24 protein-coding genes are annotated in these 23,757 nt (G+C 58.8%); 9 read left to right on the top strand and 15 right to left on the bottom strand.

What is annotated here, in order from left to right; all coding sequences use genetic code 11:
* Window positions 1-191 precede the first annotated feature (191 nt).
* The 4 genes from ACR0E2_RS11505 to dnaQ are packed head-to-tail and all read left to right on the top strand — an operon-like array spanning window position 192 to window position 2,926.
* Complete coding sequence (locus ACR0E2_RS11505; RefSeq protein WP_480446502.1) at window positions 192-791, top strand: Maf family protein; 600 nt, start codon at window positions 192-194, stop codon at window positions 789-791.
* Window positions 788-1,621, top strand: a complete 834-nt coding sequence (locus tag ACR0E2_RS11500) for a shikimate dehydrogenase (protein WP_480446501.1) — start codon at window positions 788-790, stop codon at window positions 1,619-1,621. The genes ACR0E2_RS11505 and ACR0E2_RS11500 overlap by 4 nt, the downstream gene beginning before the upstream one ends.
* The gene (gene coaE / locus ACR0E2_RS11495; protein WP_480446500.1) at window positions 1,618-2,211 is read left to right on the top strand and encodes a dephospho-CoA kinase; all 594 of its coding nucleotides are present in this window, start codon (window positions 1,618-1,620) and stop codon (window positions 2,209-2,211) included. The genes ACR0E2_RS11500 and coaE overlap by 4 nt, the downstream gene beginning before the upstream one ends.
* Window positions 2,204-2,926 (top strand): DNA polymerase III subunit epsilon, encoded by a 723-nt coding sequence (gene dnaQ, locus ACR0E2_RS11490; protein ID WP_480446499.1) that lies wholly within the window; start codon window positions 2,204-2,206, stop codon window positions 2,924-2,926. The genes coaE and dnaQ overlap by 8 nt, the downstream gene beginning before the upstream one ends.
* Before the next feature lie 24 nt (window positions 2,927-2,950).
* On the opposite strand, the gene secB is transcribed toward dnaQ, so the two are convergent.
* Together secB and ACR0E2_RS11480 are read right to left on the bottom strand one after the other, a co-directional pair.
* Complete coding sequence (secB, locus tag ACR0E2_RS11485; RefSeq protein WP_171230153.1) at window positions 2,951-3,451, bottom strand: protein-export chaperone SecB; 501 nt, start codon at window positions 3,449-3,451, stop codon at window positions 2,951-2,953.
* Between the two features lie 54 nt (window positions 3,452-3,505).
* Window positions 3,506-4,006: an FxsA family protein gene (locus ACR0E2_RS11480; RefSeq protein ID WP_152459621.1), complete on the bottom strand. Its 501-nt coding sequence runs from the start codon at window positions 4,004-4,006 to the stop codon at window positions 3,506-3,508.
* A 108-nt stretch (window positions 4,007-4,114) separates the two neighbouring features.
* Between ACR0E2_RS11480 and ACR0E2_RS11475 the strand changes: the two genes are divergently transcribed.
* Genes ACR0E2_RS11475 through ACR0E2_RS11465 form a run of 3 tightly spaced genes read left to right on the top strand, consistent with a single transcriptional unit; the run spans window position 4,115 to window position 6,398 of the window.
* Window positions 4,115-4,774 (top strand): Tim44/TimA family putative adaptor protein, encoded by a 660-nt coding sequence (locus tag ACR0E2_RS11475; RefSeq protein WP_152459622.1) that lies wholly within the window; start codon window positions 4,115-4,117, stop codon window positions 4,772-4,774.
* Window positions 4,771-5,811 (top strand): murein transglycosylase A, encoded by a 1,041-nt coding sequence (gene mltA / locus ACR0E2_RS11470; protein WP_480446498.1) that lies wholly within the window; start codon window positions 4,771-4,773, stop codon window positions 5,809-5,811. The genes ACR0E2_RS11475 and mltA overlap by 4 nt, the downstream gene beginning before the upstream one ends.
* A complete protein-coding gene (locus tag ACR0E2_RS11465; protein ID WP_171230156.1) occupies window positions 5,811-6,398 on the top strand; it encodes a Smr/MutS family protein in 588 nt (195 codons plus the stop codon). The genes mltA and ACR0E2_RS11465 overlap by 1 nt, the downstream gene beginning before the upstream one ends.
* Here the strand turns inward: ACR0E2_RS11465 and ACR0E2_RS11460 are convergent.
* From ACR0E2_RS11460 to hslU, 3 genes are all read right to left on the bottom strand, one after another.
* On the bottom strand, window positions 6,395-7,615 hold the full coding sequence (locus tag ACR0E2_RS11460) for an MFS transporter (RefSeq protein WP_480446497.1): 1,221 nt from the start codon (window positions 7,613-7,615) through the stop codon (window positions 6,395-6,397). The two genes, ACR0E2_RS11465 and ACR0E2_RS11460, sit on opposite strands and share 4 nt — an antisense overlap.
* On the bottom strand, window positions 7,612-8,742 hold the full coding sequence (locus tag ACR0E2_RS11455) for an alpha/beta hydrolase (protein WP_480446496.1): 1,131 nt from the start codon (window positions 8,740-8,742) through the stop codon (window positions 7,612-7,614). The genes ACR0E2_RS11460 and ACR0E2_RS11455 overlap by 4 nt, the downstream gene beginning before the upstream one ends.
* Window positions 8,743-8,810: 68 nt before the next feature.
* Window positions 8,811-10,118 (bottom strand): ATP-dependent protease ATPase subunit HslU, encoded by a 1,308-nt coding sequence (gene hslU / locus ACR0E2_RS11450; RefSeq protein ID WP_152459626.1) that lies wholly within the window; start codon window positions 10,116-10,118, stop codon window positions 8,811-8,813.
* A gap of 192 nt (window positions 10,119-10,310) precedes the next feature.
* On the opposite strand from hslU, the gene ACR0E2_RS11445 reads away from it, so the two are divergent.
* Complete coding sequence (locus tag ACR0E2_RS11445) at window positions 10,311-11,552, top strand: MFS transporter (RefSeq protein ID WP_480446495.1); 1,242 nt, start codon at window positions 10,311-10,313, stop codon at window positions 11,550-11,552.
* Here the strand turns inward: ACR0E2_RS11445 and hslV are convergent.
* Complete coding sequence (gene hslV / locus ACR0E2_RS11440; protein WP_480446494.1) at window positions 11,544-12,101, bottom strand: ATP-dependent protease subunit HslV; 558 nt, start codon at window positions 12,099-12,101, stop codon at window positions 11,544-11,546. The genes ACR0E2_RS11445 and hslV overlap by 9 nt on opposite strands.
* A gap of 197 nt (window positions 12,102-12,298) precedes the next feature.
* On the opposite strand from hslV, the gene ACR0E2_RS11435 reads away from it, so the two are divergent.
* The gene (locus ACR0E2_RS11435) at window positions 12,299-12,493 is read left to right on the top strand and encodes a DUF1127 domain-containing protein (protein WP_152459629.1); all 195 of its coding nucleotides are present in this window, start codon (window positions 12,299-12,301) and stop codon (window positions 12,491-12,493) included.
* A gap of 61 nt (window positions 12,494-12,554) precedes the next feature.
* Here the strand turns inward: ACR0E2_RS11435 and ACR0E2_RS11430 are convergent, their stop codons facing one another.
* From ACR0E2_RS11430 to ACR0E2_RS11390, 9 genes are all read right to left on the bottom strand, one after another.
* Window positions 12,555-12,917: a Lin0512 family protein gene (locus tag ACR0E2_RS11430; RefSeq protein ID WP_152459630.1), complete on the bottom strand. Its 363-nt coding sequence runs from the start codon at window positions 12,915-12,917 to the stop codon at window positions 12,555-12,557.
* Complete coding sequence (locus ACR0E2_RS11425; RefSeq protein WP_152459631.1) at window positions 12,914-13,264, bottom strand: Lin0512 family protein; 351 nt, start codon at window positions 13,262-13,264, stop codon at window positions 12,914-12,916. The genes ACR0E2_RS11430 and ACR0E2_RS11425 overlap by 4 nt, the downstream gene beginning before the upstream one ends.
* Window positions 13,265-13,338: 74 nt before the next feature.
* Window positions 13,339-13,701 (bottom strand): thioredoxin, encoded by a 363-nt coding sequence (gene trxA / locus ACR0E2_RS11420; RefSeq protein ID WP_367396964.1) that lies wholly within the window; start codon window positions 13,699-13,701, stop codon window positions 13,339-13,341.
* 18 nt (window positions 13,702-13,719) lie between these two features.
* The gene (gene addA, locus ACR0E2_RS11415; protein WP_480446493.1) at window positions 13,720-17,076 is read right to left on the bottom strand and encodes a double-strand break repair helicase AddA; all 3,357 of its coding nucleotides are present in this window, start codon (window positions 17,074-17,076) and stop codon (window positions 13,720-13,722) included.
* Complete coding sequence (gene addB / locus ACR0E2_RS11410) at window positions 17,073-19,997, bottom strand: double-strand break repair protein AddB (protein WP_480446492.1); 2,925 nt, start codon at window positions 19,995-19,997, stop codon at window positions 17,073-17,075. The genes addA and addB overlap by 4 nt, the downstream gene beginning before the upstream one ends.
* The gene (locus ACR0E2_RS11405) at window positions 19,990-20,676 is read right to left on the bottom strand and encodes a nucleotidyltransferase family protein (protein ID WP_480446491.1); all 687 of its coding nucleotides are present in this window, start codon (window positions 20,674-20,676) and stop codon (window positions 19,990-19,992) included. Before ACR0E2_RS11405 ends, addB begins: the two co-directional genes overlap by 8 nt.
* Window positions 20,673-21,677: an aminoglycoside phosphotransferase family protein gene (locus tag ACR0E2_RS11400; RefSeq protein ID WP_480446490.1), complete on the bottom strand. Its 1,005-nt coding sequence runs from the start codon at window positions 21,675-21,677 to the stop codon at window positions 20,673-20,675. Before ACR0E2_RS11400 ends, ACR0E2_RS11405 begins: the two co-directional genes overlap by 4 nt.
* Entirely contained in the window at window positions 21,674-22,147 is a 474-nt protein-coding gene (gene tsaE, locus ACR0E2_RS11395) for a tRNA (adenosine(37)-N6)-threonylcarbamoyltransferase complex ATPase subunit type 1 TsaE (protein ID WP_480446489.1), read from the bottom strand. The genes ACR0E2_RS11400 and tsaE overlap by 4 nt, the downstream gene beginning before the upstream one ends.
* Before the next feature lie 41 nt (window positions 22,148-22,188).
* Window positions 22,189-23,697 carry a PAS-domain containing protein gene (locus ACR0E2_RS11390; RefSeq protein ID WP_480446488.1) on the bottom strand — a complete coding sequence of 503 codons (1,509 nt, stop codon included), beginning with the start codon at window positions 23,695-23,697 and terminating at the stop codon, window positions 22,189-22,191.
* Window positions 23,698-23,757 lie beyond the last annotated feature (60 nt).

Genomic DNA, 23,757 nt, shown 5'->3' with positions numbered 1-23,757 from the left:
CTTGGGGATAACTGGTAGGAGAATTTGGGATATCGGGGTTTTCCAGAGAAACTGACTTATCCTTGTCCGGACGGGATGGGATTTGAGCGACTCGGGGATCTCTGGCGCGAAATCCACGGGGTTGCGTGTCAACCGGAAAACCATACAAAGCACCCCTGAACTCTCAATGATTTGCGCACGGGGTTTTCCACATGTCTGTCCCCATTCTTCTTGCTTCCGGATCCGCCATTCGCGCGCAGCTGCTTGAAAATGCAGGCGTACCGTTTGTGGTTCAAACCGCGCGCGTGGATGAAGAGACGGCCAAACGCGCCCTGCTGGCTGAAAACGCATCTCCACGGGACATTGCCGACACACTCGCAGAAATGAAGGCCCGGAAGGTCAGCGACAAAAACCCCGGTGCCATGGTTCTGGGATGTGATCAGGTTCTGGATTTTGACGGTCAGCTGATGTCAAAGCCGGAAACCCCCGAACAGGCGTTGGCCCAGCTGAAAGCCATGCGAGGCAAGCGGCACATGCTTTTGTCCGCAGCGGTGATCTTTCAGAATGCTCAGCCGGTCTGGCGGCATGTGGGGCAGGTGCGATTGCGGATGCGGGCCAGTTCCGACGCCTATCTGAAGGATTACGTCGCGCGAAACTGGAACAGTATCCGCCACGCCGTCGGAGCTTACAAGCTGGAGGAAGAAGGTGTCCGCCTGTTCGCCACCATTGACGGCGACTATTTTAACGTTTTGGGTATGCCCCTGTTGGAGCTGCTCAACTTTCTGGCTGTCAAAGGGGTAATCGATCAATGACGGACTATCGGGTTCCTTTGGCCGGTGTGATTGGACATCCCATTGGTCACTCACGATCCCCCAAATTGCATGGTCATTGGCTGAAGACATACGGTCTTGCCGGTCATTACATCCCGATGGATGTGGCACCCGCCGACCTGGAAACTGTGCTGCGCACCCTGCCCAAGGCGGGTTTTGTCGGCGCCAATGTGACTGTTCCCCACAAGGAAGCCGCCTTGAGGATCGCGGATCATGCGTCTGACCGCGCAACGGTGATAGGTGCGGCGAACACTCTGGTGTTTCGTGAAGATGGCTCGATCCACGCGGATAACACTGACGGGTACGGGTTCATGGAGAATCTTCGCACCGGTGCGCCGGACTGGAATGCAAAGGACGGGCCGGCTGTTGTCTTCGGCGCCGGAGGAGCCGCGCGCGCCGTGTTGCAGGCATTGTCTGACGCGGGCGTTCCGGAAATCCTGCTGACCAACCGAACCCGTGCCCGGGCGGATCATCTGAAAGAGGAATTCGGTCAACGTATCCGCGTGGTGGATTGGGTTCAGGCCGGAAATGTCATCGAAAACGCAGAACTCGTGGTGAACACCACCTCGTTGGGCATGCAGGGCCAACCGGAATTGCGGGTTCCGCTTGATGGGTTGCAGCCCGGTGCCGTGGTGACGGATCTGGTTTATGCGCCATTGAAAACCCGGCTGTTGCAAACCGCTGAACAGGCGGGATGCACCGCAGTCGATGGGCTGGGCATGTTGTTGCATCAGGCAGTGCCCGGTTTTGAACGCTGGTTCGGTGTGCGCCCCGAAGTTGATGCTGATGCACGTGCGGCGGCCTTGGCATGAGTTTTGCGCTTGGCCTGACCGGTTCCATCGGCATGGGGAAGAGCACAACGGCGCAGATGTTCGTCGAAGAAGGTTGTGCCTTGTGGGATGCGGACGCGGCGGTGCATCGCCTGTATTCCAGGGGGGGCGCGGCCGTTGGCCCCATGGAACGAATGGTTCCGTCGGCCATTCAGGACGGTGCGGTCAACCGGGAGGCGCTGAAACAGATAATTGCCACGGATCCCGCTGCGCTGAAGGCCATCGAAGCCATCGTCCACCCTCTGGTCGCTGCTGACCGCGCTGCATTTCGTGATACCGCGACAAACGACATCCTGGTGTTCGACATTCCGCTTTTGTTTGAAACGGGCGGTGACGCGGCGATGGACGCGGTGGCGTGTGTTTCGATCCCGGCCGACGAGCAAAAGCGGCGCGTCATGGAACGGGGCACAATGACCGAGGCGCAGTTCGAGCAAATCCGCGCCAAGCAGATGCCGAATGAAGAAAAATGCGCGCGGTCGGATTACGTTATCGTGACCGACACTCTGGACCACGCCCGCGCGCAGGTGCAGGATGTGGTCAGGCAAATACGGGCGGGGATGGCAGATGCGTGAAATTGTACTCGACACCGAAACCACGGGTTTCGATCCCGAAAGCGGTGATCGGATCGTTGAAATCGGCGCCGTTGAACTGTGGAACCACGTCGCAACGGGTGAGACGTATCACGTCTACATCAACCCCGAACGCTCGATGCCGGAAGAGGCATTTGGCGTGCATGGCATCGGCCCGGACCTGTTGGAAAGCCCGCGTCCGCCGGAAAAGGGTGAAGTGACGCTGAAAGACAAACCGGTTTTTGCCAAGATCGGTCACGCTTTTCGCGAATTCGTCGGCGATGCGCGGCTGGTGATCCACAATGCATCTTTCGACATGAAGTTCCTGAATGCCGAACTGAAATGGATGGGTGCCCCGCTCATCCCGATGGAACAGGCGCTGGATACACTGGCGATTGCGCGCAAACGGTTTCCCGGTTCGCCGGCCTCACTGGATGCGCTTTGCCGTCGTTTCAATATCGACAACTCGAACCGTGTGCTGCACGGCGCGTTGCTCGACTCGGAAATCCTGGCCGAGGTTTATCTTGAGCTGATCGGAGGACGACAGCCCGATTTTGGACTGTCAACATCTGCATCATCCGTGGCAGGCGGCGGCGATGATTGGCGACCGGCACCACGAGCAACGCCACTGCCGTCTCGCATTACCGAGGATGAACGCGCGGCACATGATGCATTCATAGAAAAACTGGGCGACAATGCCCTGTGGACCCGCACCTGACCCTGTCAGGCACGGGCCAAACCCTCAGGCGTCTGTCTTCTGGGACTGTTCGGCCTGACGACGCATCAATTCGTTGCGGTACAGGGCGACGAAATCGATATTGTCCAGATTCACCGGTGGGAAACCGCCGTCACGGGTGATGTCGCTGACGATGCGGCGCAGGAACGGGAACAGCATCCGCGGGCATTCGATCATCAGGAACGGGTGCAACTGGTCTTCCGGCACACCTTCCACGTGGAACAGGCCGCAATAGTCCAGCTCACACAGGAACAGAACGTCTTCCAGGCCTTTGGCTTTGGATGTCAGGTTCAGCTTGATCGACACTTCGAACTGGTGGTCTGTCGGGCGCTTCTTGGCGTCCAGATTCACCTGAACCGCGATTTCGGGCTGTACGTCACCGGAAACACCCTTCTGGGCCATCACGTTCTCAAAGGACATGTCGCGGATGAACTGCCCCAGAACACGCATCTGAACTTGCGGGGCGGCTTTGGCCGCAGTGTTTTCTGCAGCTTTTTCTTCGGCCATGGATCTACTCCAAAAATGAAATTCGCCACTGCTTATCAAGTTGGGCGCGGCACCTCAATGCCGGTGGGGGCCTTCCACCCATTTAGACGGCTTTGACGGATCATTTTTTGGGCGGACCTCGGTAAAGTCGCCATCTATGATGTCACCCTGATCGAACGGATTTCCCCGTGACTGAAAACCGGGGCCTTGACCCATCTGAAACTGGGTAACGGTGACTTTGGATCTGAGATACCTGAAAACCGCAACCCGCACGCCGGGAACAAGCAACGCAAATCCAATGGCATCAGTAAAGAATCCCGGTGTAAGCAACAAAGCGCCCGACAACAGGATCATCGCACCATGGGCCAGCGGCTCGGTCGGGTCGTCCAGTTCGGCAAACGACCGTTGCAGGTTTCCCAACGCCATGCGACCTTGTGTCCGCACCAAAACAGTGCCCAAAACCGCCGTCAGTACTACGATGGCAAGGGTTGGCCACAAGCCGATCAACCCGCCAACCTGAATAAACAGCGCGATCTCGATGATGGGCACCAACAAAAATGCCAAGAACAGATACATTTGCGTTATCCTTTCCCTTAGGCCGGGCTGTGGACTTGCCACCTACGGTCACCTACATAGTGGCATGAGGCCGCGTATACAAAGCCGCGGTTCTGAAAAGAGGATGAAATGAACGAACCCATGATCCAGTTGCTGGTCCTGGCCGGAATTGCCGTTTTCCTGATCCTGCGCCTCAAGAGCGTGTTGGGCACGCGTGAAGGTTTTGAGAAACCGCCTGTGCAGCAGCAGCCCGAAGCGCATAAGTCGCGCCGCGATTTCGAAGTGATCGAAGGCGGCCCGGATCATGACATCACAGACCATGTCCCGGAAGACAGCGAGCTGGCACAGACGCTGGCGGCGATGAAACGCGTTGAACCCGGTTTTTCCGTCACCGAGTTTGTTCAGGGTGCGCGCGGTGCCTATGAAATGATCGTGATGGGGTTTGAGAAGGGAAACCTGGACGAGATCCAGCCATTCCTGTCGGAAGAAGTTTTTGAATCCTTCGTTGCGGGCGTCGCCGCACGAGAAGATCAGGGCCTGACGATCGAGGCCGAGTTCATCGGTGTCCGAGAGACGACCCTGACGGATGTGAAATTCGACAAGGATACCAATCAGGCCGAGATCACCATGAAATTCGTGGGTGAACTGACATCGGTCGTGCGGGATCGCGGTGGCGATATCGTCGAAGGCAGCCCCAACACCGTGAAACGCCAAAAGGACAGCTGGACCTTTGCCCGTGTGATGGGCAAGGACGATCCGAACTGGCTGCTTGTTGCCACGGACGCATGATTGCCACGCTCCGGTCGCTTTTACTGGTGGGTGCAATGACCACTGCCAGCGCTGCCGGGGCCGAGGCAACGCGATCCATTCTGTCGTTCGATGATCTGCGTGGCTGGGCCGAGGATGACCACGGTGCAGCCCTGTCCGTTTTTCTGAACACCTGCGGGGATCTGAAGGATCCCGATTGGCGGGCCCTGTGCGGTGTGGCAAGAACCTATGATGCCGAAGCGGCACGGTCGTTCTTTGAGCTCTTTTTTCGCCCTGTTCTGGTCGAGGATGGTGAGGATGCCCTGTTCACGGGGTATTTCGAACCCGAACTTGATGGTGCGCGTACCCGGACGGATCGTTTCAAGTATCCCATCTACAAAATGCCGCCCGAGGCCCGCGCTGAGGGGCACTGGCTGAGCCGGCGAGAAATCCTGACCAGTGATGTCATGCAGGGCCGCGGGCTTGAGATTGCCTGGGTCGATGACCCCGTAGAGTTGTTTTTTCTGCAAATCCAGGGTTCGGGCCGCGTTCGATTGCCGGATGGCGGCGCTTTGCGCGTCGGGTATGGCGGTGCGAACGGGCATCCCTATAGGTCAATTGGCGTGGAACTGGTGCGGCGCGGCATTCTTGGCGCGCATGAGGTCAGCGCGCAGATGATCCGCGCCTGGGTGCGCAAGAACCCCGAGGCCGGTGCGGAACTGCTGTTCCACAACCCCTCATATGTGTTTTTCCGCGAAGTTTCGCGTGTCGCGCCCGAGCTTGGGCCGCTGGGCGCCATGAACCGATCTGTCACGACTATGCGCAGCATCGCGGTTGATCCCGCCTACACCCCGCTGGGCGCACCGGTTTGGGTGGAAAAGGACGGCAAGGAACCGATCCACCGCCTGATGATCGCGCAGGATACGGGTGCGGCCATCAAAGGCGCGCAGCGGGCCGATATCTTTTTCGGAACGGGGGACGAAGCCGGTCAGGCCGCGGGCAAGCTGAAGGATCCGGGCCGGATGGTGCTGTTGCTGCCCATCCAGCGTGCCTATGCCCTGCTGCCGGATGAATTCTGATGACCCGGCGCAAACTGACAAGCGAAGAGATCGAGCTGTGGCGCAAGGTCGCCAAACAGGCCGAGAGGCTGCACCCCGAGATCCCGCAGACGATCCATCCGACCTCTTTGCCGAAACCCAAGCCCAAGAAAACCCCGAAACCGCGTTTTCAGGCATTCGAACTTGGACAAGCCCATCAGTCGAAACCGAAACCGAACGACCTGAAGCCGACGGTGACGGATGCGTTGCGCAATGCACCGGTTCAGATGGACAACAAGGCCTTTGGCCGGATGAAGCGCGGCAAGCTGAAACCCGAAGGCAAGCTGGATCTGCACGGTATGCGGGTGGCTTCGGCCCATCCCGCGCTGATCCGATTCATCCTGAGCGCGCAAGCACAGGGTAAGCGTCTGGTTTTGGTCGTGACCGGCAAAGGCAAGGATCGGGACGAGCCCGGTCCGATTCCGACGCCGCGAGGTGTTCTGCGAAATCAGGTTCCTCACTGGTTGTCGATCCCACCGCTGGCCCAGGCGGTGTTGCAGGTCACGCCGGCTCATATAAGCCACGGCGGAGACGGGGCGTATTACGTGTATCTCAGGCGGGTGCGTTAAAGGTCGCGACGTGCGCGGGAAATACCGACCCAAACAAGGCTGCATACCAGCACGAAGAACAGGCCAATCCAAAAAAACTGAATGCTCAGCGGGATACCAAGGTCAATCAGAACACCGGTCAGACCGGGGCCGATGGCTGACCCCAGTACCATGACAGCCGCAGCCATCGCCTTGATGGCCCCGATATGCCGGGTCCCATAGAATTCTGCCCAGAACGCGCTGGGCAACGTGCTGTTCGCTCCGACCGTCAGGCCAAGAAACACCAACCCAATCGTCGCGCCGCTGATTGATTCAGTCATGCCCAGAACCACAAACCCAACCGCCATCGGAAGCTGATAGAATGGCATGATGCGTGCAGTGCCCCATTTGTCCAATGCCCAGCCCGCAGCAAACATCGACAGCAGTGATACTCCGGTAAAGATCGGGAACAGAGCGACCAGTTGGATATGCTGCCAGCCTTTGACCTCGGCGAAATAGACCTGATGGAAGAAAAACGCGGTGATGAATGCCGATGGCGCAAGCACGGCGGGCACCATGAACCAGAACAAGGGGTCAAACAGCGCGTCGCGACGGCTCCAGTGGCGACCCTGCATCCCAATGGCAGAGGATTCGCTGGCAAGGCTTTGCGGCGTTCGTTCCTCGCGCAACAGCCGCATCAACACGGGTATTCCCAAGGCAGTCATCCCTGCCGCGACCACCCACAGCCAACGCCAGTCCAGGTAAACCATGGCTGCAACAAAGATCAGGGGCAGCAGGGCCTCACCGATGGCATAGCCGATGGATGCAATGGAAAGCGCCTTGCCCCGCGTGACCGTAAACCACCGCGCCATGGCGACCGCGGCCAGATGTGTGCTCATCCCCTGACCCAGCAGGCGCAACAGAAAAATCACCACCGGCAACAGCAGAAGCCAGGTATTCAGCGCCATGGCAAGGGCGGCCAGGGCCAACCCAGCCAGAACCGCCGGACCCAGCGCCCGGACGCGAAAGATATCCGTCAGCCCTCCGGCCCAAATCATCACGATGGCCGACAGGGTTGTGCCCAATGTGTATAGCCCACCCCACGCACCGTGGCCGAGGCCGAATTCCGCGCGGATTTCACCGGCAAAGATCGAGATGAAGAATGTCTGCCCGAAGCTGGATAAAAACGTCAGAAGAACGCCGGCGCCAAGCCAGGTGGCATTGTCCAGAAGATACCGACGCAGCTTGAACCGCGTCACGGAGTGGTAACCTGTGCCTGCCCGGTTTCCGTCAGAACAATTTCAGTGGCCCCGTCTGGATTGCGCTCGCTGGGTGGTACCAGAATATCAATGGCCGGTCGATCTTCCCGCCCGAAGGTATTGTTGACGCGCCGCAACGAGTTGAGGATCGACAATAAAGCCGGAGAGGTCGCGGCAACGAAATGCGAGGATGCCGCGTCACTGTTGAAAGCAGTCGTGTCGATCACGCTGATCGGGAATTCCTCGAGCGAGTCAACCGAACTGATGTTCCCCAACCGCTGGCCCTCATCCGTGCCACGCAAGCGGCCCGAGATGTTCAGGATCTTGTCCTTTTGCGACACCATTACAATGAACGGATCGGGGGGGTTGTCGATACGTTTCATCTGCGAGCGAAACAGATCAAGATCAAGATCAGGCGAGATCAGAACGACCCCTTCGATGTTTCGCTTGGCCCAGCCGGGTTCCTGCAATTCGGTTTGCCGCATCATCTCCATCGTCAACGCACCGCCCATGGAATGCGCGACCAGAATAACGCGTTTGACACCCATGGCTTTCAGTTCGCGGATGGTCTGTTCCAACCCGTCGCGGGCGAACAGCATACTGTCCAGATCATAGGCATATCCATAGCCCGTCGCGCGGCTGGGCCAGGAATACACCAGCGTTGATCCGGGGAGGCCGATGTCATGTGTCAGTTGCGCCGCGCGGAAGATCGTTTCTGTCTGGGTCGAATTGTAGCCGTGCACAAAGATCGTGACATCATCCTGTCCTCGCAGGTGTTTGCGTAGCCCCTGCGGTCCATCCAACTCGGTCACGTCTGCCAGAACGAATTCTTTCCGCGGATTCGGGTTCGCGTAGGAGAAGCGGAGCGTACCCGGAGTATGCGTGGGTGGAATAGAAACCGTCGTTTCCAGGAACCTGAGCGTTTCACCGCGTCGGAATCCATAGGAGCCATCAGCCTCACGCGCGCGGGTCGTGCTTGCGAAGATGGTTTCAGGTTTTCCGATGTTCACGGCACCGGGCACGACCTCGGACACCGTCCGGTCGACACAGGCGCTGAGCGAAAGGGATATGAACAGAATGACGAAGTATCGCAGCACGGGCCAGACCTCGGGGTGACTTGTGCACACGCTAGCCTATTCCTGCGCGACGTCCAGCATGGCAAGACCAAAACAACGGCAAAAAACGGCTGGCCGTGTTACAAAACGTAACGGCTCAGATCAGAGGACTTGGTCAATTCACCAAGATTGTCGCTGACGAACTGTGCATCAACGGTGATCTCCGAACCGGCTTTGTCCGGTGCAGCGAAGGACAGTTCTTCGAAAACCCGCTCCATGACCGTGTAAAGCCGCCGCGCGCCGATGTTTTCGATGCTCTGGTTCACGTCAGCCGCAATCTTCGCCAACGCCGCGATGCCGTCCTCGGTAAAGCTGACGGTCACGTCCTCGGTGCCCATCAACGCCGTGTATTGCAAGGTCAGGGCATTGTCGGTTTCGGTCAGGATGCGCACGAAGTCTTCTTCGGTCAGGGCGCGCAGTTCGACGCGGATCGGCAGGCGCCCTTGCAATTCCGGCAACAGATCCGACGGTTTGGCGATATGAAACGCACCCGAGGCGATGAACAGGATATGATCCGTTTTGACCGGGCCATGCTTGGTGCTGACGGTGGTTCCCTCGATCAAGGGCAGAAGGTCGCGCTGCACGCCTTCGCGGCTGACATCGCCGCCGCGTGCGTCAGAGCGGGCGCAGACCTTGTCGATCTCATCCAGAAATACGATGCCGTTCTGTTCGACGGATTCCAGCGCGGTGCGGGTGACGGTTTCATCATCCAGCAGCTTGTCGGCCTCTTCCCCGATCAGCGCATCATAGCTTTCGGCGACGGTCATGCGTTTCTTGACGGTCCGCCCGCCAAAGGCCTTGCCGAAAATGTCGCCCAGATTCATCATGCCCATCTGACCGCCCGGCTGCCCCGGAATGTCGAACATCGGCATCGGGTTCGAGGTGTCGGACAGTTCCAGCTCGATCACCGTGTCGTCCAGTTCGCCGGCTTTCAGCTTTTTGCGGAACATCTCGCGCGTGCCTTCGCGCGCATCCGCGCCAGCAATGGCTTCGATCACCCGGTCTTCGGCGGCCTGATGGGCTTTGGCCTTGACGTCTTCGCGCATGAACTCGCGGGTTTGCAGGATGGCCGCATCAGCCAGATCGCGCACGATCTGTTCCACATCACGACCGACATATCCGACTTCGGTGAATTTGGTGGCCTCGACCTTGATAAACGGCGCGCGGGCCAGTTTGGCCAGACGGCGGCTGATTTCGGTCTTGCCGACGCCGGTGGGGCCGATCATCAGGATGTTCTTGGGATAGACTTCCTCGCGGATGTCGTCCGGCAATTGCTTGCGGCGCCAGCGATTGCGCAGGGCGACGGCCACGGCACGCTTGGCGTCCTTCTGCCCGATGATGAAGCGATCCAGTTCCGAGACAATCTCGCGCGGGGTCAGGTCGGTCAAAGGGCAGTCCTTTCGGTCGGCATTTGTTTCATGCGGCTTAGGTAATCACCGCGCGGGCGAAAACAACCAAGCCTGTATTCATGGCCGCGTTGGTTAGCAATGCCGGCTCAGGTTTGCAAATGCTTTGCTTGGGGAATGCGCGAACCCTCTGCTACAGTGATTTCAAGGGTTTGAGGGTCAGGAGCGTAAGACATGACAAATATTGCCAAGATTACCCTTCTGTTTGTGGTGTTTGTGGATCTGATCGGACAGGGGTTGGTCTTTCCCATCATCAACTCGCTGATCATGGAAACGAAATCCGGGTTTCTGCCCGAAAACACGCCCGAGGGGCGCAGGCATTTCTATTACGGCCTCGTGATCGGGTGCTTTTTCCTGTCTTGGTTTCTGGGCGTTGTCTATGTTTCGAAAGTATCGGATTCGATCGGGCGCAAGAACGCTTTGCTGGTGTGCCTGGGCGGTGCTCTGGCCGGGTATGCCCTGACCATTGCCGCGCTTTATCTCAACAGCCTTCTTCTGCTGATCGTCGGGCGTTCGATTACCGGGTTCACTGCGGGCAACCAACCCATTGCGCAAGCGGCGATGATCGACGGCAGCACCGACGCGACAGACCGGGACCGGAACATGGGTTATATCGTGACAGGCGTCAGCTTTGGCCTTGTGGGCGGGCCGATCATCGGCGCGGTCTTGTCTGACGCCGCCCTGCTGGGCGGCTTCGCCACGCTGAGAACGCCCTTTTACGGTGCATTTGTCCTTGTCCTGATTGCAATCTTTCTGGTCCTGTTTTTCTTCCAGGATACCCGAACGGATCGCACGCCCTTTGTTTTCCGCCCCCGTGACATAACAGACAGCCTGATGGCGGTGCGTGGTCATCCGATGGTGTTGAAGATCCTGCCGGTCTATTCGTTCTTCATGATCGCCAATGTCACCTTCTACGTCTTTGTCGACAATTTCCTGACCAGCGCCTTCGGATACGGAGTTATCGGTGGCAGCATGGCGATGGTCGTCATCGGTGTGGCGCTGGCCTTCTCCAGCACGTTCCTGGTGAAACCCGCGCAGGAGAAATTCAGCAAACATGCGATAATCCACACGTCACTCATCGTCATGGTGATTTGCGGTTTCGCGTTCGCCTTCAGCCCAAGCGGCGTGTTCAGTTACGTGCCGGTCTTTTTCTTCTATTTCCTGTTCGGAATCGCCTACCCCACCATGCTTGGGCTGTTCTCTTCCAGCGTCAGCGAAGCGGATCAAGGCTGGGTCATGGGTGTGACCACTGCCGTGTTCTGCCTTGCGGGCGGGATCATGTCGCTGATCGGGGGCGGATTGATGAGCATCGATATCCGCGTGCCCTACTACATCGTGATCATCGCAGCGATCATTGGCCTGATCGGCATGCATCGCCGCTGGAAAGGCAAGGAGATCTCGGCGCTGTTAGCCTGAGATCGTCTCAACCGTCAGATTGCCATTGGTATAGACACAGATATCGGCTGCGATGGCCATTGCCTGACGCGCGACCTCTTCCGCCGACTTGTCACTGTCCATCATCGCGCGGGCAGCGGCCAGGGCAAAATTGCCCCCGGATCCGATGGCAGCCACGTCGTGTTCAGGTTCCAGCACGTCACCCGCCCCGGTGATCACGAACATGTCTTTGCCGTCCGTGACGATCAGCATCGCTTCGAGCTTTTGCAGGTATTTGTCCGTGCGCCAGTCTTTGGCCAATTCCACAGAAGCACGGGCAAGTTGGCCCGGTGTCGCCTCAAGCTTGGCCTCCAGCCGTTCCAGCAAGGTGAAGGCGTCGGCCGTCGACCCGGCAAAGCCGGCGACAACTTCAGACCCTCCGGGGGACAGGCGACGCACCTTGCGGGCCGTGCCCTTGATCACGGTTTGACCCAGGCTGACCTGCCCATCACCGGCTATGACGATCTGGCCGTCCTTCTTCACGCCAATGATCGTCGTGCCGTGCCAACCGGGAAAGTCGCTGTCTGCCATGATCGTCTCCGTTTTCGCTGGCGGTATATATGGGCTGGGTCGCAGGTTGGCGCAACCCGTTCTTCAATTGCCTAAAAGATATGCAAAAAACGCATTCCGGGGTTACCAGACCAGCAATTGTGAGTCCGGGCATGCAGGACTAAATGAGGCTTACAACCGACAACGGGTCGGCTGTTTCTTCACAAAGGACCGCGCACATGGCAACCACAGCTAACATTCATGCGCCGCTCGGAGCAGCTACCATCCTGCACGTAGTGGACGCGTTCACCAATGTCGTCAACACCGTTGTCGAATGGAAAGAATCCCGCAAAACCCGCAAACTTCTGTCGGAACTCAGCGACGCCCAGCTTGACGATATCGGCCTGAGCCGCGCAGACATCGCCGATCTCTGATGTTCCCGCAGATCAGCAACTCGAGACAGCCGCACGGATTTCCGAGCGGCTTTTTCTTTGTTCAGCCCTGAACGTATTTTCCAGCAAGATCAGGCAGAAACGCCTCGATCGCCGCAGTTGCAACCACGTGCCGCGTTCCCGCTTCTTCGTCGACAACGTCAAGCCCACCTTTGACTGCGCGAACCTCGGCCCTGCCCCGCGGCAGATCCGAGGCAACCAGATCGCAATCCACCTGTTCAGGATCCTGCACGCCGATCGTGACGCTGACGCGCATTTCGGAATGGTCGATCCCCAGCTTTGAAAACAACGTGATGGATGAATGGTGCAAAGCATCCTGCACCGCGCGGCGGGCTGCCTTGGTATAGTCCTGGCCGTACAGATCGTTACCTGTTCCCATCTCCAGAATGATGCGTTTTTCGCTCATTGCGCGGGCTCCATGTCGAAGGAAACGATCAGGGCGGCGTTGGCGATGACCGTGTGCCCGTCACTGTGGGGTTTTGCGATGTCCAGCCCGCCTTTGGTGACAGTAATGTTGGGATGACCATAGGGAAAGACAGCCTTCAACGCTTCGGTGTCCACCTGATCCGGCTGCTGAACCCCTATTTCGGCATCAATGATCATCGCTTCTTTCGGAAACCCGAACAGTTCCGCGATGTTGACCGAGTTGTGCCAAAGCGCATCCTTGATCGCCCGCAGTGACGCCTGAGTATAGTCCATCCGGCGCAGGGATGTGCCCATCCCGAATTCCACAAGGACCCGCGTTTTTGCCATTGGTGTCTCCGATGTCTTCAATAGAAAAGGCGCCCCGATCTGAGGCGCCTTCGAGATAATCTGTTAGGACCAGATCAGATGGATTCGTCGATCCAGCTTTGCAGGGCGGCTTTGGGCGCCGCGCCCGCGCGGTTGGAAACGACCTGACCGTCCTTGAAGATGAACAGCGCGGGGATGCCACGTACACCCATGGCGGCGGCTGAGTTCGGGTTGCTGTCCACATCGACCTTGGCGATTTTGACTTTGTCGCCATACTCGGCCGCCAGCTCTTCCAGCGCAGGGCCGATTTGCTTGCAGGGGCCGCACCATTCGGCCCAGAAATCCACGACCACGGGAACGGTCGAATTCTTGACTTCGGCGTCAAAGGTGTCGTCGGTAACGGCTACGGTCGACATATTCTGTCTCCTGAATGGGGTAAACTTGGGAACAGAACGTATGTGCCGCTTCGGGTAAGGTCAAGATATCTGGGTGCGGGCCAAAGCATCTGTCACAAGATCGTGTGGCAACCACATCAGCCGCGCCGTGCGGGTCCACAGAATGGCGGTACGAATGCTGCGATCCGGATAGATCTGCGCCAGCGCCTGCGCGTATGCCCCCATCTGTCGCAGCAGGCCGTCGGGGCAGTCTTCCGCGCGGTCTGGAACGGTGGCATTTGATTTGAAATCAATCACATGCACTTCCGATTCCGACAAGATCAGACGATCGACAACCCCAAGCATCCGCTGCCCGTTCAGAGCGGCAGTAATGGGCACCTCGGCCAACGTGTCAGGTGCAAAGACGGGCTGCAAACCTTCCGCTGTCAGCACAGTTACGGCTTCGTTCAAAATCTCGTGCCGGTCCGTTTCGTGCATATCGGGCAGCAACCGCGCGCAAAGCTCTGGCCAAAGGTCTTTCTCGGCCGCGGGAAGGTGTTCCAGCAACAGGTGCAGGCGGGTTCCGCGCAGTTTGGCCGCATCTTCATCCAGGCCGGCATCTCCGGGCAACGCCTTTGGGCCGCCCAGATCCGAAGGGCTGAGCGTGCTTGCAGGCGCGACCGGATCCGGTGCCGGATGTTGGAACATGTCCGGCAAATCGACTTGCTGAACGGCAGTGTTCGGTTGATCGATCAAGGGCAGCGCGCCCCAATCCCCGTGGGACAGGCGGCGGATATCGGTACCCGGCACCTGCGCGGCCCCGGCCCGATCCATCGCCGCCTCGACCATCTGATACCAGCTGTTGCCGTCTTTCCCCAAATCGCCTGCCGCCGCCACGATCAACCACTTTTCCGCCCGTGTCAGAGCCACATACAGCAACCGAAGCCGTTCGTTTTCCTCGCGGTTGCGCGCCTCTTCCCGCGCCTGCGAGATCAGGTTTGGTGACGCGTCCGCCGACACTTTCCACAAGGGTGTTCCGCCGGCCAGCATGATCTCGGCGTCACGCGGAGGCTGGCGTTTGCCGGTATCCGGCAGGATGACGATCGGCGCCTCCAACCCTTTTGAGCCATGAACGGTCATCACCCGGATTCTGTTGCCGACGCCGCTCATCTGTCGTTTGATTTCCAGATCGTCGGTCTGCATCCAGACCAGAAATCCCGTCAGGCTGGGGATATCCGTTCGCTCATAGGCCAGAGCCTGGGACAACAACGCGTTGATGCCGTCTTCGGCTTCTGCCCCCAACCGCCCCAACAGCTTGCGCCGTCCGTCATGGCGGGTCAGGATACGTTCGATCAGATCATAGGGACGCAGAAAGTCGATCTGGCTGCGCAGATCGTTCAGCACCGACAGGGTTTCGTGAAACTCTTCCGCGCGGTTGCGCAGTGCGGCCCAAAGGAACTGTTCCTTCCGACGGTGCGCCAGATCGAAAAGCTGCTGTTCGGACCAACCGAACAAGGGGGATTTGAGAACCGTCGCCAGAGACAGGCTGTCTTCGGGCGTGGCCAGAAAGCCGAGCAAGGCCGCAAGATCCTTGACCGCCAGTTCAGCGCCCACTTTCAGCCGATCCGCTCCGGCGATGGGCAGGTGCAGCGCCTTGCAGGCACGGATGATCTCGGCAAACAGGTCCGAGCGGCGTTGCACGAGGATCAGAAAATCCCCCGGCTGCACTTTTCGACGAACGAATTGGCCGGATTTGCCATCTTCCGGGATCGTCTCGCCCCGTTCGATCATGTCTTTGATCGACTGTGCGACCTTCTCGGCCAGAATGACGGTGTGATGCCGTGCGCCGGGACGATCGACCGGATCGGTCCAATCTCCGTCTTCGGCATCCGCTACTTTTTCGACAACGGGCCAAAGATCAACACGACCCGGCAGATCGGCCTTGAAAGCACGGTGCTGACTGTCCTTATGAAACCCCGCGCCAGACCGGTTTTCAAACAGGATATCGACCAGAGTCAGGATCGCGCTGGAGGATCGGAACGAGTATTCCAACGTCGAATCCCAAAGTTTAGAGCCTGATTCAGCCAATTTCCGGCCAAACTCTTCCTGCATTCTGTCAAAGGCCTGTGGATCGGCGCCCTGAAAGGAATAGATCGATTGTTTCTTGTCGCCGACGACGAAGATCGTACGCTCGACCCCGGATCGGGCCCCTTCCCCGCTGGTGAATTCCTGTGCCAGTTTTTCGATCACGTCCCATTGATCGGGGCTGGTGTCCTGCGCTTCGTCCACAAGAATATGATCGATTCCCCCGTCCAGTCGGTACAGCACCCATTCGGCCACTGCCGGATCGTTCAACACCTGCCGCGCGCGCAGGATCAGATCGTCGAAATCCAGCCAGCCGCGCAACTGTTTGCGCCTTTCATATTCCGGCAGGAAGGCTGCGGCAAAGCGGTGCAGAACCGCGGTTTTCTGCGCTGCGACCAGCGCCAGGCGTTGTTCACGCGCGGTTTCGATCCGCCGCATGAAGGCCTCGATCTGCGGCATCCGGTCGGCCAGCGCACCTTCGCGCAGGGGTTTGGTGGGAAAAGCGTTGAGTTTGGCCGTGAAGGGTTCCTTTGCGCCCTTCCCGGTCAGAAACACGCTTTCCAACATGGGTAGATGTATCAATCTGGCTTCGTTGAACGCGGCCAGTTTTGCGGCGGCCTTGGCATTGTTGCCTCCGCTTTCGGTCAAAGCGGGCAGTATGGACTGGATGAGTTCGACTTCGCCACCAAGAAAAACCCGCGCAAGCAGCGCTGTTTCGTCAAAGCCGGCGGGCAGATCGAAGCGTTGCAGCAGATCGGACCATTCGAGCGGCTGCGCAAAAAGACTGCGTTTTTGCGTGATCGCAGCGGTCAGTTTATCAAACCCCGTGTCCGTGACGAACCGGGCCACATCTTCAATCAACCCGGCCTGCGGGCCTGCGGCGAAATCTTCGACAATTTCCTCTCGCAACAAGGCTGCTGCGCGGTCTTCCATTTCGGTGAACTGCGGGCTAACGCCAGCCTCCAGCGGAAAGCGTCGCAACAATGACGCGCAGAACGAGTGGATGGTCTGGATTTTCAGACCACCCGGCGTTTCGATGGCGCGGGCAAACAGGGTGCGTGCTTGCGCCAACCGGTCCAAACCGATTTCGCCGGGCACACCCAGATCGGTCAGCTCCTCCAACAAGGGGGTATCATCCAGCATGGCCCATTCGCCAAGGCGCTTGAACAACCTGTTCTGCATCTCGCTGGCGGCGGCCTTGGTGTAGGTCAGGCACAGAATATGCTGAGGCTGGACCCCGCCCAGCAGCAGACGCGCCACACGGTCGGTCAGAACCCGGGTTTTGCCGGACCCGGCATTGGCCGCCAGCCAGGTCGAGGCATCGGGGCGCGCGGCCTGTACCTGCCGTTCAGTTGCGTCGTTGCGCGGGCTCATGTCAGATCCTCGGGGTAGGTTTCCGCTGTCCGGTCCCATTCGCCGAACCGCGCCAGGTGATCATAATCACCCATGTCCGTATCCTTGTGCAGCATACGACGGGACGAAAACCCCTGATCAGGCTCTAAATAGGCGGAAATCAACTCTTTCAGTTCGGCAAGAACCTTGTCGGTCGGTTCTTTGTCCAAAGGCGCCGCAACCTCCTTATAGCTGCCACCCATACCGATGAAGATGGCCTCGGCCACGCTTGTCGGGTCAAGGCCCTCAATCCCGCCCTGCTCGGCCATGGCCGCCTCGATCAGCAACTGTTTGTCAAATTTGGATTGCTGGCTTTCCGTCGGTGGTGCGCCGGTTTTATAGTCGATGATGCGCAACGCGCCCCGGCTGTTGCAATCGATTCTGTCCGCGCGCCCGACAATGGTGAAATCCAGGGGGCGCAGCGCCAGTTTCATCGCCGCCTCAAATGCCACGGGGCCACCATCCTTCCGGCGCGCGAGCTCTGCCCCGAGGAAATCATCCGCGATCCGCTCAAGCCGGGCCAGCCACAGTTTGCGGGCCGTCGGCCAGGCGACGTGTTGATCCAACAGAGCATGCGCCCGTTTCAGGAAATTGCCCCGCGCCAGCAAAGCCCTGTCGAGGACGCTGTCCTTGATGAAATGCTCGAGGATTTCGTGAATCACAATTCCTCTTAGCAAGGCATCGGGGGCCTGTACAAGCGGATCTAGCGGTTTCAGCCGAAGCACATGTTTGGCGTAAATCGCGTATGGATCGCGGATCAGCCTCTTTATCTCGGTCACAGACAGACGGCGCGGACGCGCGGCGGCCGGTGGGCGCGGAGAAGGACGCGGTGCGGGGTCGATCCGCGGCGCATCTTCCAGTGCCTCGGACCAGTTCAACCATTTTTCGCCCTGAGCGCGCATTTTGACCAGAGCTTCGGGGCCACCCTGACCCGGCAAACCCTGCAACAGGTTGGTCAGTCGGTTCAGCCAGCGCGACGGTACCGTCTCGGCATCATCCGAGCGGGTCGCGCGGGTCAACCACACTTCGGGTGCGCCGATGGCCTGCTGGAAGTCATGCGCAGACAGGCCGATCCGGCGTTCGGGCAGCAACAACCCCGCTTTGTCACGCATCTGCCGGTTCAGCCAGGGATCGGGTGTTGGCGCCTCTGGCCAACTTCCTTCATTCAACCCGCCAAGGATCAGCAGGTCGGCGCCCTGCACCCGTGCCTCGAGCGTGCCCCAGATCATGATGTGCGGATGCGGCGCATCCCGGTCACGAACCTCTTCACCCGCAAGCAGAGCACCCAGCAGATCGGCAAAGTCATGGGCCGTCATCAGGCCGCCATGCTGCGCCTCTGCGCTGAGAGAATTCAGCACCTCCAGCGCCTTTTGGCCTGCGTTTTTGTCCCACAGAGTACCTGTTTCACCCGTGCTGCCGGCCGAGATCGCCTCGGCCAGTGTCATCAAACGCTCCACCCAGTCTGCGAGGCGCAGTTCACTGGTGATCTGCTGGTCGCAGAAGTGCTGCACGACCCATTTCACCCAGCTTTCCTGGGCCTCTTTGCGCACTGCAAAAGCCGCAAGGCTTGCACTGTCAGGAAAGGGCGGGCCGTGACGGCGCAGGTCAAGTTCCAGGTCACGCGTGTGCAGCAAATGAATTCCGCGGTCACCGCCATCATGACATAGCGGGTGCTTCAAAAGGGTCAGCAGCGCCTCGCCTTCTAGACGGCGTGTGAACAGGTTGGCCACATGGCGCAGAAAACGTCCCGGCGGGGAAAGTTGCAGCGGCAGGCCCGCACTGTCGTCCGGCACGATGTTCCACCGATCCAGCGCGGCGCTGACCTGGCGGGTCAACATGCGATCCGGCGTGATCAGAGCGGCGGTCTGTCCTGTTTCCGCCGCCTGCCGCAGGCGCAGGGCGATGGCCAATGCCTCGGCGCGAGGCGATTGAGCCTCGACCAGCGTCAGACCGTCGGTTGCGCCTTTTATATCGGACAGTCTGGGGCCTTCGGTCATCCAGGCGTCAGTGACGGGCGCTGGACGTAATGTCAGGGATATCAAGCGGTTACGCGAGGGTGAGGGGGCCGATAAATCCGTCCATGGGGTGATCTGATCCGGCGCAAGTTCCAGCGCGCGCATCAACTTGCGGAAACGGTATTGTGGGTGATCTTCAGACGTCAACGCATCATCCAACCCCTGCCAAACGTGGTCCGGCTGGTCGAAATCAAACCCGGGCAGCACCAATGCCCCTTGCGGCAGGCGCGCGATGGCTTCCATCAACATCAGGGTGGTGCCACGGGACCCGGTAGAGCCCGCCAGAATGACCGGGTGTTGCGGGGGGGCAATCTGCCATCGCGCGATCAGGTTTTCGACCACGCGGCGCTGGCGGGCCTGTGCATCCATCGTCTGCCCGCCGGTGTCGACGAATTGATCCGCGATGCCGATAAAGGCTTGTGCCCGCGACCAGTGTCCGGACATGTCGCTGACGTCCAGCTGCCGGATCGCTTCAGGCGATACGCCTTCGCCCTGCATTTCATCAACCAGCGCGGCCAGACTGTCGGACAGGTCAAAGATCGATGACCGGGCGGCAAGGTCCGGCTGTTGCTCCAGCAGTTTGGATACAAGCTGAGTCAATTCAAGACGCCGCCGCAGAGGCGGGATAGCAGGCGGGATCCGCGCCAGATCAACCCTTTCACCCAAGTCCGTCACCAACGAGAGACGGGGCAGAAGGCAAGGTGGCCCTTGATTGAACAGATCGCGGACGCGCCGTTCCATGCGTCGTGTGTTCAGGATCAACTCTACCCGCGCCAAAGCTTCGGGTGGGCCCGAACAGCGCTGCCGCAGGCCATCGACCAATGCCTTTGGGAAATCCGTACCGGGAGGCACGGCAAATACACGGGGCAGGGAGCCGGATTCAAACATCAGCCAGCAAACCCTCGGCCAGCGCGATGCCTTCCGGACGACCTACATCGCACCAGCGTCCCGGGTATTCGACCGCAAAAAGCCGACCCTGATCAAGCATCTGGTTCCAAAGCAGGTTGAGTGAAAACGCAGTTTGCGAGAACGAATGCAAACCCTGGGCCTTGAGGATCTGGGCCCCGCCGTAAACCAGACCAGGACCGCGCGTGATCCGTCCATCTTTTCCAGCGGTGAAATCACCCGATCCAATATGACCAACGGTTCGCGCAACTGGAACACACATCAACAGTGCATCCATACGACCGGGGTCCCAGGCTTGCTGCAACAGGGTCAAAGGGTTTGGCCCGGACCAGATCGCGTCGGTGTTCAACGTGAATACGGGGTCGGTGCCCAGCATCGGCAAAGCCGCCCGCAATCCGCCACCTGTTTCCAGTATTTCAGGGTCTTCCCGAGACAGCAGAACGCTTTTGGGGCCGAGATGCGCCGCGAGCTGATCAGCGTGATAATGCAGGTTGACAACGGTACGGACGGGATCAAGATCTTCGACAAGATCCAGCGCATGATCAATCAGTGGTCGCCCCGCCACTTCGATCAATGGCTTCGGCCGGTCTTTGGTCAACGCTCCCATACGGGTGCCGAACCCGGCTGCGAACAGCATTGCGGCAAATGGCGATCCGGTCATTGCGTTCTCAATTTGGCCAGGTTTTCCGGTGTGGGTCTGGGCAAAGCTTCGTGCAGCAGGGACGCCACCGAAACCAGGGCAGGGTGATCCAGATCGCGCATCAGATGTGCCCAGACGGCCGGGATCATGTCCACATAGTGAGGCTTGCCATATTCCGTCGCCAGACGTGCAAAGACGCCAAGGATACGCAGGTTTCTCTGGGCCCCCAAAACACTGTAGGCCGTGCGGAAATCATGGTCGTCCATACCTGACGCAGAGATGTAGTGGTTGATCATCTGCATTTCGATCCCGGCCGAGACATCTCGGCGTACATCCTGTAGCAGAGACACCAGATCGTAGGCCGGGTGCCCCAGCATGGCCAACTGAAAGTCCAGCAACCCGACGCGCTTCACGCCTTCGCGCTGCGGCAGCCACAACAGGTTTTCCGCGTGATAATCCCTGAGAATGACCACTTTCGAAATGGATGTTTCACGATGCAGGATATCCGCGAACCGGTGCTCGAACCGGGACATGGCGTCTTCATCACATGTTCCCAGGATACCGGCCGCATACTTGGTGAAAGCCAATGCCGCCAGTTCCGTCATCAGGGACGGATCATAAGACGGCAAGGCAAGAGAAGGCGCCTGATGCAGGTGGAGTAGCACGTCGGTGGCGGCGCGGTACAATTCACGCTCTTTGCCCGGATCTTTTTTCAGCACGCGCGCAAAAAGATCATCACCCAGATCTTCCAGCAACAGGAAACCGTACTGGGTATCTTCGGCATAGATTTCCGGCGCGCTTAGACCAACCGATCGGAGGTATTCGGCAACCCGCACGAAGGGTTCAACATCGTCACTTTTTTCAGGTGGCGCGTCCATCAAAACCGCAGTGCGCCCGTTGGTTGGATCAATCAACCGTTCGTATCGCCGGTTCGAGGCATCGCCGGCCAGTGGCGTGCGTGTTGCTCCGGCCCAGGGTGTTTGCGCAATCAGGGCTTCGGCCAGGACCGTCCTGTTGGTCATGCGGTTCTCTCCAGTTTTTCCGTCCATTTCGGAGCAGTCCAAGACAGGGTCACACGGCGGAAATCGATATTGTTAGGGTCTGTTTTAAAAGCCAACGTCAACGCGCCTTGGGGCGCCAGCGGGCCCAGCTTGCCCGGCCATTCCACAAGGCAGATTGCCGTATCGAAAGCGTCCGTCAGACCCAGTTCGTCAACTTCTTCGGCCGCGCTCAGACGATACAGGTCGCAATGCCATATTTCCCCTGATGACGTGTCGTAAGCCTGGACCAAAGTGAATGTTGGCGAGGGCACATCTTCGGGCACATCCATCAATGACTGAATGAGGTTGCGCGCGAAATGCGTCTTGCCGCTGCCGATCGGGCCCTCCAGCAGAACGACATCGCCCGGGCGCAGAGATGTTCCCAATTGCCGTGCGAAAACTGCGGTTTCTTCAGGCGATTTGAAAGTCAGAGATCGGGCGGTCTGTGTCATGCCGCCACAATGGCCTTGCGCCTGACCGGCTGCAACCCGGTTCAGGCGCTGATCTGTTCCATCGCGGTGGATTTCGAGGGAAACTCGGATTGCGTAAACCGCACGATTGTCGCGCCATTATGCACCGGTGTGACGGTGCAATCCACGGTTATGCCGGTTCTCATCTGGATTTCGGCTGTCCATTCGGCGCGGTTTTCCCGCATTTCGACAAAATCCCGCACCTCACCCAAAACCGGCGTCGCAATACAGAGGTCTTGCCAGCGTCGCGTGACGTCGGTGACCGTTTCGCTTTGGAACCCGACCTCGTGCGCGTCTCCCCACAGCTTCTGATACGCATAGTTGGTGAAGGCCAGCGTACCGTCATCCGCAAAGACGGCAATCGCGTCCGCCAGTTTGTCCAGGATGGACTGCATCAGATCCATTTCCGATCGAAAGCGCCGCGTCAGAGTGATTTCGGCGGTGATATCCTCGAATAGAAACGCCACTGCGCCGTCCGGGTGAGGGCGACCGCTGACGGAATAGACCGATCCGGATGGTAGCGACCACGTCTCGTGATAGTTTCCATCTTCAGCCGCTTCGAGAAGGTCGTTCATCTGACGCCGCCAGCTGCGGTAATTCTTCGGTTCGGGCATCATGTGTTGATCCCGCAAGCGGTCGAAGAAACTGCTCAGGCTGGGGCGGCAACTGAGGAAATCGGGCGGCAAGGTGGTCAGGTCGATCAAGGCCGGGTTGAACAGGGCCAATTGCCGGTTGCGGTCAAAAATGGCGAGACCAATGGACAATTGGGCAAAGGTCTTGGTCATGGTCTGCACGAATTTGCGCTGGGCGGTTTCCGCCTCGACAATCGCGTTGACGTCAACGGCATAGCATAAATGACCGTTTTCGTGTTCAATCCGAGTCAAATCGAACCAAAGCTTGCGATCAGTATCTGCCACATCCACCGACACGCGGGTTTTTCCGGTAGGTCTTGTGGCATCCTCCGGGCTTTCAAAAAGCGGCGCAGTCAGATCGGCGTCCTGATCACGTGCCTTTTGAACAAGTGCGACATAGGCGGCATTGCACCATTGCACCCGATTGTCGTTATCCGCCAACCATACCGGGTAGGGGGCCAGATCCATTGCCAGACGAGTTGGTTCGCCTGGGGTAACCGATCCGGCCGAAGAGGTCCTGGCGCATTCGCAAAGTCGAACGCGGACGATACCGTCGATCCTCTCACACACGACTTCTCGTTCAACGGTGTAGTCAATGGCCGACACCAGGATTTTGCCCTGATCGCGCACTTTGTCGGGAGTTTCGGGAAAGGTGGGGAAGTCCCTTTGCAACAAGCGCCGCAGGTCCAGCCAGTTTTCAACATGCTCAAACCCGGCGAGTGCGAAATCAGAATGGCTAATCAGTTGGTCGCCATCGAACAGGAATACGGCGTCAAACAGCGAGGTGTTCGAAAACAGACCAAAAGCCTTGTCGCGCTGAGCCCGGCGTGGCAACAGCCACAGAACGGCGAAACAGCACGAAACAAGACTGATCGCGGCCAGAATAATCCAATCGGCCATCAAATTCCCCAAGCCTGAACGATACAAGGACAGACTATGCGTGGGATTGGTTAACGGTCT

The sequence above is a fragment of the Ruegeria sp. A4 genome (assembly GCF_056543025.1).
This window is presented reverse-complemented; position numbering and strand designations above follow the sequence as displayed.